The following is a 12,917-nucleotide window of genomic DNA, read 5'->3' on the forward strand; positions in this document are numbered from 1 at the left end:
AACCCGCGAATATCAGACTGACCGCGCGTCGCAACGACACGCTCACCAACCAGCCGATCACGAAGCAAGAGGCGCCGGCCGGGACATCCCGGACGGCGCCTCACCATGCCCTCTTGACAAGAAGGCACTACATATCAGGTGTACCCGGCCATGAGGTTGGTTCCCGGTTGGGTCTTGTGAAAGGGAGAACCTCCGGGCTTAGTGGAGATGTCTGACGTCTTCACGAACTCGGAGGTTCTCGTGTCCCACCGTAACGCCCGCTTGACCGTGCACGGCAGGTTGCTCATCGTCCACCGCGCCCGCGCCGGGTGGAAGCAAGCGCATATCGCCGCAGCGATGGGCGTTTCTCGTCGCTGCGTGAAGCGGTGGCTGGACCGCTACCGCGAAGAAGGTGAGGCCGGTCTGCAAGAGCGCTCCTCGCGCCCTCACCGCATCACCAACCGCACTCCCGATGCCAGGGCGGCGGTGGTAGTTGCGCTCCGGAAGAAGGAACGAATCGGGCGTGACGAGGTCGCGGCGCGGACCGGGGTGCCGGCGCGGACGGTGTCGCGGATCATCGCCCGCGCGGGCCTGCCCCGCCTGGCTCAGCTGGATCCGATGACCGGCGAGCGGATCCGCGCATCGAAGGCCACCACGGTCCGCTACGAACGGGAACGGCCGGGCGAGCTGGTGCATATGGACGTGAAGAAGCTAGGGCGGATCCCCGACGGCGGTGGCTGGCGTGCGCACGGCGGGATCTCGACGAACCATCAGACTCGGCGCAACAGCCCGATCACGCGTATCGGCTACGACTACGTCCACTCCGTCGTCGACGACCACTCCCGGCTCGCGTACTCCGAGGTCCTCCCCGACGAGAAGGGGCCAACATGCGCTGCGTTCTTCGAACGCGCGATCGGCTACTTCGCCGCTCACGGCATCACCCGGATCGAGCAGCTGATCACGGACAACGCCTGGGCATACCGATGGTCACTACGCGAGGTCTGCGTCGCGCACGGTATCCGGCAGAAGTTCATCAAACCGCACTGCCCCTGGCAGAACGGCAAGGTCGAGAGATTCAACCGGACCCTGCAGACCGAGTGGGCCTACCGGCAACCATTCACCGCGAACGCGGACCGCACCGCAGCCCCTGACCCCTGGCTCGAGCACTACAACACTGGACGACGCCACTCAGCCCTCGGAGGCAAGCCCCCGATCAGCCGACTGCAACCAACGTCATGACCCGCTACACCTAGGGTCGCATCATGAGCGAACTGGGATGGCGAGCATTTCTCGCGGCCGACGACCTCCAGGACTGGGTGATCCTCCACGGAGGACCGACCGCCGTGTTCACACGTCCCTCTCTACGACAGGCTGCGCAATTGGCAGCGGCGATCGCGGAGCTTCCTGCGCTGGAATCACGCACGCTTCTGACCGTCGCGGCCGACCGCCTCACGGTCAAGCTCACGCGCGAGATCTGGGGCACCGAGGAGCGGCACATCGAGGTAGCGCGTGAAATCTCGCGCGTGGCAAGGGAGCACGGCGCCGTCGCGGACACGTGCGCGGTGCAGGAGGTGCAACTTGCCATAGCCGCGAAACCCGAGGAGACGGATCTCGGGTTCTGGCGCGCGGTCCTGGGCTACCAGCCGTTGCAAGAGGACAACTGCATCGACCCCAACGGTCATGGCTCCACCGTCTGGATGCAGGAGCTGAATCCCGCGCGGCCGCTGCGCCATGCCATGCATGTTGACGTCTCCGTCGGTCGCACAGAAGCGGAGGCGCGCATGAACGCCGCGGTCGCAGCCGGCGGCCGAATCGTTGATGACTCTGAGGCGCCCAGCGCGTGGATCCTCGCGGATCGGTCCGGCAACAAGGTGTGCATCGCGGCATGGCCAGATGGCATGAGACCAGCTGACCACGAGCGCGGGACTGAGGACTCCCTCAACAAGTGAGAGCGTGTTCCAGGGATCGTCTTTCACGCCCGCTCAAAGCTCGGCACCCCGGATGCGCTAGGCGTCTCCATAAGGTCAGGCGTTCTTGTCAAGGCTCGGTTCGCATGTCCTCGATTTGTTCCATCACGCGTACGAACGCCCCTGGGCCGACGGAGATGGAACCCTGGTAGGGCCGGTCCATGTCTGCCGTCGTGAACATGACAAGTCCGATGAACAACGCCAGCATCCCGGCCATGAGGAGATGCAATCGTCGGCTCTTCACGATGATGAGGCCGATGAGCACGGCGTTCACGGCGGCACCGACCCAGATCGCTAGCCAGAACAGCCCTGGAAGTTCCAGCGTGGTCGCGTCGATGCGTTCCCGTCGAGTTTCCACGAAATCGTCGAAGGTGGCCAGAAGCTGCTGGAACTCCGCGAGCTGCTGCAGGTCCGCGGGCTTGTACTCGTGGATCTGCCGCTCCATCTCGTCAACGAGCTCCACGGTCGCGTCGGGCAGGGATCCCCGACGCTGATCGGGCCAGTCCTGCTCGATGACGACAACCAGGTACTCGTCTATCGTCTGCTGAATCGGCGAGGCGACGTCTTCGGGCAGGCCCGTGGTGCCGCGGTAGAACGCGGTGAGCTGTCCGGCCTCATGGAGGGCCGCCTGCCGGGTAGCTGAGTAGTTCTCGTACACCGACACCGCTACGAGCGCGAGCAGGATGCCGAAGAAGACGCCGAAGGTGCCGATCACACCGAGGAGAAAGCTCGCACCTCGCCGCGAAGCGCGCGTCAGACGCTGACCGGCCTTCCCATGAAGGAAGCGATGATCGCGAGCAATTGCACTCCGGCATTGCCGATCCAGAAGAGGTGCGTCGGCGAATCGAGCTCTACCAGACTGGAGTCGGGCACCACGCGAGCAAAGTCCTCCGCATGAGCGAAAGACACTCCACCATCGTGCCTGGAGGCGGTCACCAGCGTTGGGCAGTGAACACGCGACATCGCTCGCCGTCGCAACTCAGCCTCGCGGGCGTGGCCTTGGCGAAGGTCAGTGACGAAGCCGGCATCCGACCCCATCGACCGGAACAGATTCCGGGCCTCGTCTCTGTTCGCCTCATCCATTCGCTCCCACCACTCGCTGGCGCGGAGGTTCGACAGCGGAGACATCATCATGCGCAGCCCCTCATCCGACCGGATGGAAGCTCGAACGGCACGCCAAACCACGCCCTCCAGCACCGGGGAGAACAGGACCGGACCTAGGAGCGCCTCGGGCATACTGTCGGGATAGCGCGGGCTGGAGGGCGCGCAGCTGTGGAGTATCAGACGTTGCGCGGTCGATCCCTGACCGGCGGCGACGTGCACCGCCTGCAGGCCCCCGAACGACACCCCCACTGACGCCGCGACGGTCGAGATTCCCAGCTCTTCGCACACCTCGCCAACGAGCGGGGTGAATTCGGCCGCGGTGAGTCGACCGACACGAGTGCCGCCGTATCCCGGGCGCGAGAACGAGACCACCTCGTATCCCAGCGCGGTGTACAGGCTCCAGCCGCAGTCCGTCGCCGCACGGCAATGGCCCCCAGGAAAGAACAACACGCCAGGCCGTTCACCCGGGAGATGCACGATCTCCACGACTCCGGCGCTCGTTGAAAAGAGCTGCGGCCGAACCATGGAGTCAGTGTGGGGGTCTCGCCGGCGCACAGCAGGGCTCGAACGACGATGCGCCTGCCCCGATGACCGACGTCCAAGGTGCACGTTGCTCGCCGATGAAGCGGCGGCGACTCGTCGCGAAGAAGACGCTGACTCGATCTGCTCCAGGAGCTTCACTGCCTCACCGGTTCCGTCCTCCGCTCGGATGCCGTCCTCGACGACCGCGGCTTGAGTCCGGTAGCTCTCGTGCGAAGTGAGGTCGACGATTCGATCGGCCAGAGAGGATGACGTGGCGCGACGCAGCGACAGCGGACGTGGTCCAGCACCGAGTTCGTTCACTCGCCGTCCCCAGAAAGCCTGGTCACCCAGGATCGGGCAGATGAGGGTTGGTCGGCCCCAACGGAGACCCGCCGCAGTGGTGCCGGACCCGCCATGGTGGACGACCGCGCTGACACGGGGAAAGAGCCACTCGTGCGGTACGTCATCCACGACGAGGATGTCGTTCCCTGACTCGGCGGCCAGCCCTCCCCACCCGGTTGCCACGACGGCACGGACGCCGACACTTCGCAAGGCATCGAGTACGACACGACTGCGCTGCGCCGCCTTTGCGCCGAAGCCCATACTGCCGAAACCGACGTACACCACAGGTTGGTCGCTTTCGAGGAAGTCCACCAATCTCGGGGGCGCGGTCCAGGTCGTGGCGGTTGCGGTGAACCAGTAACCGGTGACATGCACGCGTGCCGGATAGTCGGCCGGGACGGCGACGACATGGCGGCTGAACGGATAGAGCACCGACGCATGGTCACCATCCAGCGTGCGGAGATAATCGCTGTGTCGACTCATCCGAGGCAATCCGAGCAGTGACTGCCGGAAGCGGTTCACCATGCCTCCGTATGCCAGCGCTGTGATCCGGTTGAACTGGTAAGTGGCCCTATTCACCGGTCCGGGAAGCGGTCGGGCCACGAACGGGATCGGAAACGCCGTCGTGGGAGTAAGGAAGGGAAGCGGCAGCGATGAAACGAACGGCACACTCAGCCGCTCCGCGATGTGGATGCCACCGAGCGCTTTCGGGTGGCCGACGATGACGGTCGGATCAACGCGCTGGGCGATGTTCCACTGCTCACCCAGCGACTCATCCATCGCCGCGAACATCTCACGCGCCAGCCCCAGCGCCTGAGAAGGGCCACCGAGATCGGCCATCCCCGCGCGCATGACGCGATGCATCTCCGTCGCCATCGCCTCGAATCTGACGGCGGGCGAGACCGCTCCACGATAAGGCTCCGGCGCGGCGAGCACCGCCGAATGGCCGTCGCTGGCAAGGCGATCGGCAAGGGCGATGAAGGGATCGACGTCCCCGCGGGTACCGAAGGTGAGGATGAGAACGCGCACTGTGAGCTCCGATCGACAATCAGCCGCCGACCAGGCTTCCCGGCACTCCTGACGCCACCATACCTTTCCCGCATTCGTCGGGATAGTGCGCCAGCGAGCATCCGCTCGTGATCTCGATTGCGCCGCTCCAGCGGCACACCGTCGAGGCGCGTGCGGGGCCGTCATGAGACGGACGACCACCACTCAGCGGTACGCCCGGTCAAGGATCCTCAACGGAAGGCACAGACCTTCTCGTGCGCGCGGGCGTGGTAGCCGCGCTACTCAGCAGGCAGCGCCGACGCGTGCGGGGCGGTGTCGCGATACCCACCACCATGAAACACAAGCGGGGAGTCCGGCCGGTACGAGTAGCGTTCGACCTCGCCGATATAGATCACGTGGTCTCCAGCGTCGTGACGGGCGACGGTGCGGCACTCGAACGTCGCAATCGCATCGGCGATCAACGGCACCCCGGCGATGCCCTCGGTTACCGGCACTCCTTGGAATTTGTCGGTGGCCGCTGAGGCGAACTGTCGTGAGAGCGGATGCTGGTCGCTGGCCAGGACGTTGATCGCGTAGTGCGTCGCGCGCTCGAAGTCCCCGAGGCTGCGCAAATGCCTGCCCGGACACCACAGCACCAGTGGGGGGTCCATCGACACCGACGCGAAGGAGTTCGCCGTCACTCCGACGTTGTCGCCGTGCGGATTCAGTGTGGTGACGACCGTCACCCCTGTCGCGAACTGCCCGAGCGCGCGGCGAAAGTCGCGCAGGTCGAACACGGCCTCTTCGTCGGCCGCGCGATCCTCGACGAAGGCCTCTGCGGCGCGCGCGTCGCTCCACCATGGGAAGAGCGTTCGAGGGTCGTCAAAGCCGGCGGCGATGGCGGCGGCGAGCGACGGGTGCCGACCGGCCTCAGCGAACAGCCGCTCCTGCTCGGGGCGGAGGCCGGACAGCAGGTCGTTGGTCCAGATCGTGGACCATTGCGCCCACGCCCGCCAATACTCTTCGAACGTCTCCGTCATCCATGAGCGGTCGAAAGGAAGCCGGCCACGACGGATGATCGCTTCGAAGTAGTGCTCGGCCGCGATCGTCGCGTTGTTCGACCCCTGACCGGTCAGCGGATCATTGAGGATCACCGCGTCCCCGAGTCCCATCACCACCGCTCCGCTGGGAAGCTCGCCGACCGGCCTGCGAACGATGGGAGCGACCCGCCCGCGGAGGACCGCACCCGCGTCCGTGAGCTCGGCGCCGTGAAACCTCTCGGCCTCGTCGGGGAAGTGCCGTCGTAGCAGCTCCATGCCGCGCTCGAGGTGAGCATCCGGTGTCGACACGTTGGCCCAGGCGTCCATTGGGCCTCCTGACACGCCTTCGAACACCAGCATCTGGCAGTCGCCGCTCGTCGTGACACCCGGGAATGTGAAGAACTCGCCGACTCCGGGACTCATGTGCAGCCGGATGCTGTCCGTCGTGTTCGCCGCCGTGCGGCGCACATACGTGACCGCCGATGTTCGCTGCGGACGGTCGTAGCGGGTTCGCGAGCGGTCCGTGACGAATACCTGTGACAGGTCGGCTTTGCCGGTGGCAACGACGACCAGGTCGGAGGACGCCGCGAGCACGTCGAGCCGGGATGGCCGGATGTCCTCGACGCGGAAGTCGCCCCCAGCGAGCGTGAACTGTTCGATCCAGTCGCTCACCTTGATCCGCTGATCGATCGACAGGGCTGGCCGGTCCAGCGGCGCCCACCAGTTGGCCGTCCCCTGAAGGGCGACGTCGAGACCACGGATGGCGACGCTACGAGGTCCGGCGTAGATCGCGGCGTCGCTCAGCCCCGCTTGCATGGCGAGCGCTGAGCCGAACAGGCACTGGCTCGACATGATCGACCCGGTGCGGATCTGCTCTGCGGATCGATCAGAGAAGAGGACGACCGCAACGCCGGCCGACTGCAGCTTGAGCGCAAGCTGCGCCCCGGCCTCGCCCGCCCCGACGATCGCAACGCGCCGTGGCGCGTCCATCATGCCGCGCGAGCGGTGATACCGGCCAGGTACCGATCCGCCCCCTCAGGGTCGAGGAAGTAGTCGCCGTAGTCTGCGGGGTCGTCGAAGCCGTTGGCGAAACGATGGGCGATCTCGGGGTATCGCGCGGCAGACCCGAGAACTCCGAGCGCGTGCGGTGGCGGCGGCTGGAGGAGCGCGTTCGTCCAGTCGATGACTGGCTTGACCCGCGCCCAGTAGCGCTCGAACGCGCCCTGCTGGAATGCCCGGTCGTAGGGCAGCGCCCCGTGATCGAGGATCGCTTCGAGGTACGTCTGCGCGCTGCGGGATGCGTTGTTGGATCCCTGCCCGGTGATCGGGTCGTTCAAGACGACGACGTCGCCGATGCCGAGCACGGTGCGACCCGAAGGCAGCGCCGCGACGGGTTTGCGCACCGTCGGCGCGAAGCGCCCCTGCAGCACGCCGCGATCGTCGGTGAGCGTCACGTCTGCCGCACGCTCGGCCTCCCACGGGAGGAAGGTGCGTAGGACGTCGAGGGATGCCTCGAGGTGCTGCTCAGGTGTCAGACCGGCCCACCGATCGAGAGGGCCGCCGGGGACGCCCTCGAACACGAAGATGTCGCACGCCCCTGTGATCGTCAGAGCCGGGAACGAGAAGAACTCGCCCACACCGGGGATCAGGTTGAAGCTGACCCGCGAGAAGTCGGGCGTCGGCGTCAGGCCGTGCACATACGTGAGGGCGAGGGCACGCTGCGGCGCGTCGTACGTGCTGCGCTGTGCGTCACGCTCGAAGAGACGCGCGATCTCACCCTTGCCGGCCGCGACGATGACGAGCTCCGACTCCTGGGTGTAGCGTTCCAGTTCGGCGATCCCAGCCTGTTCGTAGACGACTTCGCCGCCGCGACGGGTGAACAGCTCGATCAAGGCGGGAAACTTCACGCGCTGGTCGATCGACTGCGCCGGGCGGTCGAGGCGGGCGGCCCAGCTGAACAGCTTCTCCCCCGGTGCAGCCGGATCAGGAACCGCGAATCCGATCCCCTCCACCCAGGGAGCGGCGTTCCACATGTCGATGCCCACATCGCGCTCGTAGCCGAGCGCCGAGGCGAACATGCACTGACTGGAGGCGACCGAGCCAGACCGGATCTCGCCCGGCGTCCGATCCGAGATGATCCGAACCTGATATCCGTTATCGAGGAGACCGAGCCCGAGCTGAAGGCCGGACTGGCCGGCGCCGACGATGGTGACGTATCGATGTGACATGCGTGGAGCTGCCTTTCGGTGTGATGCTCCTCGTCCTGCTTCGGCCGGAAGGAGCGGATATGCCGTAGTGCGACTCTGCGGACCCCGGCGTACAGTGGCACCGTCGATGCGACTGCGTAACTGGAGTCAACTCCGATGACGGTGCGCCCTGCTATCCGCACGACGCAGGATCTGTCCATCCGACGCGGATCGAGTTCGCGCAAGGAGGCGACCCGCCATGAGCACGCCCGCTCGAATCGAATTGCCACAAGCCGATGACGTGCTCTCGTCTCGGGATACGGTCGCGCGGGATGATGTGGACGACGCCCAGGCGACGATCTCGGACCTGTTCTGCACCCACGTCCTGAGGCCACTCGGGCGGGATCCCGTGCACCTTCGACTGCGATCAGCACACCTGGCGACGACCGGTATCGAATTCCTCGACTATGGCGGACCCGTGCAAATCTCCCCGGTGGGTCTGAACGACTTCCACCTGGTGCAGATTCCGCTGACGGGCCGGGCGACCATGAGTGCGGGGCGCGTCGAAGTCGAATCCTCCCGCCACGTTGCGACCGTGCCTCCCATCGACCGGGACTTCGTGTTGCGCTGGGACGCCGGCACCCCGCACCTGATCGTCTACGTGGGACGCGACGAGCTGGTCCGTGTCGCCGCTGCGATGTACGGGCTGGCCGAACCGCCGCAGCTGACGGTCGCCCCGCAATTGAACCTCGACACGATCGACAGCCTCCGATTCCTCCGCGCCGTCGTCGAGCTCCACGACACACTTCAGCAGCCTGTCGGCACTGACGACTATGCCGGCAAGCTCGCGGCCGAACTCATGATCATCCGCCTGCTCCAGTCGATCGAGCACTCGCTCGGTGGCCGTCCGAAGGCGTGGGCCACGGCATCGACGGTCGTGCACGGCGACAGCATCTATCGCCGTTACCTGGCCCTTCTGGACGACGCGGCGTATACCGAAGCGGGCGTGATGGATGCCACAGCAGCGATCGGCGTTCCGTTGCGCACGTTACAGGAGCACGTCCGCGCGGCGGCGGGAACGACTCCGTCCGCGCTGCTGCGCGATGCGAGATACCGTCGCGCTCACGAGCTCCTCGCGGCATCCGACCAGACCCATGAATCGGTCACCTCGATCGCCCAGCGGTGCGGATTCGGTCACCTCGGACGCTTCTCGGTCGACTACCGAGCGCGGTACGGCGAGAGTCCCGCCCAGACACTGCGGCGATGAGCGGCACGGGACTCGCATCAACCCTCTGAGATGACCGCACGGCGCCTCGACGTCATCGATCCGTAACTTGACCTCGTAGGGCAGAGCAGGCACGCTGGGCCGCGAGGCGGAGTGCGACCCAGGACACGTCGCAGGGCACTCGGGGCTAGCTCACCGAGACGAGGTTCGGCCTGGCGGACCCCGGAGAATCTCCGATTGCGACCGCTAGGAGGCAGTCGATCGCTTCCTCGAAGGCGAGCAGGAACCTCTCGCTCGCATTCACCCTTGCAGACGCACGCTGACGGGAGGCGGCCACCGATGAGTCAGACGCCTATCGCCGAGTACGCATTCTTGTCGAATTCCCGTACGAGTGCGCTGGTCAGTCGGGATGGATGCGTGGACTGGCTGTGCCTTCCCCGTTTCGACAGCACTCCCGCCCATGCCCGCCTGCTGGATGAGGATGCCGGCTACCTGGCTCTCCGGCCCGCGGACCCACGCGCAACGGCGGAGCGCCGCTACCTGCCGCAGAGTCTGGTGCTCGAAACCACCTGGACATCCGCTGCCGGTGAGTTGAGGGTGCGTGACGCGCTGAGCCTCGGCGAGAACGAGCGAGGGCATGACCTCGGCCTGAATGCGCCGAGCATTCTGCTCCGAGACGCCGAGTGCGTCAGCGGTGAGGTGGAGGTTCTGGTCGAGTGGTGTCCGCGTCCCGAGTTCGGTCTGATCCATCCGCGTCTCGGACCCGTTGCTGGAGGGTTCCTCGCGTTGGGCGGTGCGACGCAGCTGCTGCTCTCCATTGAGGCCCCGCTCTCCACGGGCGTGGTGGGCGCTTCCGGGACGATCGCGCTCGCTGCCGGAGACCATCTGACTCTCGCACTCGAGCAGTCCGACGCATGGGATACCCCACCGGCACCCCTCGGTCAGCGACAGGTCATTCGGAGGATCGAGAACACCCAGGCGGCGTGGGAGAGCTGGTCGAACCTGCACCAGCGATACGAGGGACCGCTCAGAGAACTCGTTCATCGCAGCGGCGTCATCCTCCAGGGTCTCACCTACGCCCGCAGCGGTGCCATTCTCGCCGCCGGGACTACGAGCCTCCCCGAAGGCATCGGCACAGCGCGCACCTGGGACTACCGGTACACGTGGGTGCGCGACGCCAGCCTCACCATGCGTGGGCTGTTCATCGCGGCATGCCCGGAGGAGGCCTCCAAATTCTTCGCCTTCCTCGCGAGGGCCACCTCGACCCAGCTCCAGCGGGGGCTGCCCATGCAGATCATGTTCGGCATCGGCGGTGAACGCGACTTGACAGAGCGGTCGCACCCTCAACTGCGCGGATGGCGGGACAGCGCGCCAGTGCGCACCGGAAACGGCGCATGGGCGCAACGCCAGCAAGACATCTACGGGGCCCTCCTCGACGCGGCCTACACCCTCCGCAACCAGCTCCCCGACCTGGCGGAGCCCAGTCGCGAGCTGCTCATCGCCGCCGTGGAAGCCGCCGCCGAAGGATGGCAGACGCCCGACTTCGGAATCTGGGAGATCCGCGGGCCGCAGCGCCGCTACCTCCACAGCACGCTGATGTGCTGGGTGGCCCTGGACCGTGGCATCGCGCTCGCCGACATGCTCGGCGCAACCGACCGTCTCGAGCGATGGGCGAGGGTGCGGGACGAGATCCGGCACGCGATCGTCGCCGAGGGCTGGAATGCAGCTGAGGGCGCCTATACCCAGAGTTTCGGGAGCCGGGAACTCGACGGATCAGCTCTCCTGCTAGTGCTGACCGGGTTCCTCCCGCCTGACGACCCGAAGTTCGCGGCAACTCTCGAGAGGATCATGGGCGAACTCGTCGACGAGCGCGGTCTCGTCCGCCGATACACCGCGGATGACGGACTTGCCGGCGAGGAAGGGAGCTTCCTGCTCTGCACGTTCTGGCTCGCGGAAGCGCTCGCGACGGTCGGTCGAACGGAGGAAGCGCAGGGCGTGTTGATCCGAGGGGCAGGCTATGCGAACGACCTCGGTCTGCTCGCGGAACAGGTCGACAGCGAGACAGGCGAGCTCCTCGGAAACTTTCCGCAAGCCTTCAGCCACCTGGGGCTCGTCATCGCCGCGGAGGCGCTGAGTGACGCACGCGCCCGGCAGCTGAAGTGAACACCGGCCGGGTGTCCCCGCCCGGCACGCACACTCGATCGGCACTGGATCGGACGTTTCCCGCACAGTCATCGCCCATCGGCGAATCGTTCACACCACCGACGCGAGTAACGGCGTCCGACGGAACTGTCCGCTTGGGGATCCTGACCGGCCCACGCGCTCGGGAAGCGGCTGTGCCGGTGGCCCCGTCTCAGTCCGCTGTGGAGCTCTCCGGGTCCGCCCCGCGGCGGGTCACCACGAGGATGCCGACGAGTCCGGCGCAGCAGGCGATCAGCATCAGGACGACCATCGCGATCGCCGGGGCGACACCTCCCGAGATCGGGCTCACCAGCCCGCCGACCAAGAACATGCTCGTGCCGAGCAGGGCGGACGCGGATCCGGCTCGGTTCCCGCCCCGGGCCATCGCGAGCGACACGCACGTGGGCGTGATGGCCCCGCATGGCGTCACCGCCCAGAGGAGACAGACGACGAGCAGCGGGATGGAGCTCCAGCCTTGTGTCATCCTCACCACGATCAGGGCGCCGAGTGCGATGATGCCGAGCAGCTGCACGGCGGACGCTATGGGAAGCGTGACACGCGCACCGTGGCGCCGGACCAGGCGGGCATTGAGCAGGCTGACCACGACGAGTCCGCCGCCCACCGCCGCGAAGCACAGCGCGAAACCGAGCTCGGTGAGGCCGAAGACGTTCTGCAGCACGAAGGGAGCGCTGGAGATGTAGGAGAAGAGGATCGCGGCCGTGAAGAGCACCACGACCATATAGCCCAGGAACGTGCGGTCACGCAGCAGGTGCCCGTACGAGTGCAGGACGGGTATCACCGCGGCGGACGTACGTGCGTTCCGTGGATGCGTCTCTCGGATGACGAACTGGGCGAGGAGCATCATCCCGATGCCGAGAAGGGCCAGCGCCACGAACACCGCTCGCCATCCCGCCGCCCCGATCAGGAGGGCACCCGCCACCGGGGCCACGACGGGCGCGGCCCCGGAAACCGCGGCCATCTGCGAGTAGAGCCTCGTGGCGGTGTTGCCGCTCGTGATGTCGCGCACGACCGCCCGGGAGAGCACGAGACCGACCGCACCCGCCAGGCCCTGGATCGCCCGGAATGCGATCAGCCACACCGCGTCGGGGGCGAGGGCGCATCCGAGCGAGGCCAGCACATAGAGTGCCGCGCCGATCACCATGGGGATGCGGCGCCCGAAACGATCTCCGAGCGGGCCGGCGAACAGCTGCCCCACCCCGAGGCCCAGCAGACACGCGGACAGAGACAGCTGGATGACCTGCGGCGAGACTCCGAACTCCGTCGCCATCGTGGGCAGCGCCGGGAGATAGGCGTCGAGGCTGAGCGGGCCCGTTGCAGCCATCACCCCGAGCGCCAGGGTCAGGGGGGCGGTCACCCGTCGGGG

At 66.7% G+C, this 12,917-nt stretch carries 9 protein-coding genes; 4 read left to right on the forward strand and 5 right to left on the reverse strand.

Features of this window, described 5'->3' with window-relative positions; translation table 11 throughout:
- Positions 1–240 precede the first annotated feature (240 nt).
- Both ACPW96_RS19405 and ACPW96_RS19410 read left to right on the forward strand, forming a co-directional pair.
- Positions 241–1,218, forward strand: a complete 978-nt coding sequence (locus ACPW96_RS19405) for an IS481 family transposase (RefSeq protein ID WP_425885209.1) — start codon at positions 241–243, stop codon at positions 1,216–1,218.
- A gap of 23 nt (positions 1,219–1,241) precedes the next feature.
- Positions 1,242–1,928 carry a VOC family protein gene (locus ACPW96_RS19410; protein WP_425885071.1) on the forward strand — a complete coding sequence of 229 codons (687 nt, stop codon included), beginning with the start codon at positions 1,242–1,244 and terminating at the stop codon, positions 1,926–1,928.
- Between the two features lie 88 nt (positions 1,929–2,016).
- Here ACPW96_RS19410 and ACPW96_RS19415 read toward each other — a convergent pair whose 3' ends face one another.
- The 4 genes from ACPW96_RS19415 to ACPW96_RS19430 all read right to left on the reverse strand — a co-directional run bounded on the left by ACPW96_RS19415 (position 2,017) and on the right by ACPW96_RS19430 (position 8,169).
- Positions 2,017–2,661, reverse strand: a complete 645-nt coding sequence (locus ACPW96_RS19415) for a DUF4239 domain-containing protein (protein ID WP_425885073.1) — start codon at positions 2,659–2,661, stop codon at positions 2,017–2,019.
- 38 nt (positions 2,662–2,699) lie between these two features.
- Complete coding sequence (locus tag ACPW96_RS19420; RefSeq protein ID WP_425885075.1) at positions 2,700–4,943, reverse strand: nucleotide disphospho-sugar-binding domain-containing protein; 2,244 nt, start codon at positions 4,941–4,943, stop codon at positions 2,700–2,702.
- A 257-nt stretch (positions 4,944–5,200) separates the two neighbouring features.
- Complete coding sequence (locus ACPW96_RS19425) at positions 5,201–6,931, reverse strand: flavin reductase (protein WP_425885077.1); 1,731 nt, start codon at positions 6,929–6,931, stop codon at positions 5,201–5,203.
- Entirely contained in the window at positions 6,931–8,169 is a 1,239-nt protein-coding gene (locus tag ACPW96_RS19430; RefSeq protein ID WP_425885079.1) for a styrene monooxygenase/indole monooxygenase family protein, read from the reverse strand. Before ACPW96_RS19430 ends, ACPW96_RS19425 begins: the two co-directional genes overlap by 1 nt.
- 217 nt (positions 8,170–8,386) lie before the next feature.
- Between ACPW96_RS19430 and ACPW96_RS19435 the strand changes: the two genes are divergently transcribed.
- Complete coding sequence (locus ACPW96_RS19435; protein WP_425821050.1) at positions 8,387–9,394, forward strand: AraC family transcriptional regulator; 1,008 nt, start codon at positions 8,387–8,389, stop codon at positions 9,392–9,394.
- Positions 9,395–9,691: 297 nt separating this feature from the next.
- The gene (locus ACPW96_RS19440; RefSeq protein WP_425885081.1) at positions 9,692–11,515 is read left to right on the forward strand and encodes a glycoside hydrolase family 15 protein; all 1,824 of its coding nucleotides are present in this window, start codon (positions 9,692–9,694) and stop codon (positions 11,513–11,515) included.
- A 190-nt stretch (positions 11,516–11,705) separates the two neighbouring features.
- Here ACPW96_RS19440 and ACPW96_RS19445 read toward each other — a convergent pair whose 3' ends face one another.
- Positions 11,706–12,908: a multidrug effflux MFS transporter gene (locus tag ACPW96_RS19445; protein ID WP_425885082.1), complete on the reverse strand. Its 1,203-nt coding sequence runs from the start codon at positions 12,906–12,908 to the stop codon at positions 11,706–11,708.
- Positions 12,909–12,917: the final 9 nt, after the last annotated feature.

This window comes from Micromonospora sp. DT81.3 (genome assembly GCF_049847225.1).
Classification (GTDB): Bacteria; Actinomycetota; Actinomycetes; order Actinomycetales; family Microbacteriaceae; genus Microbacterium.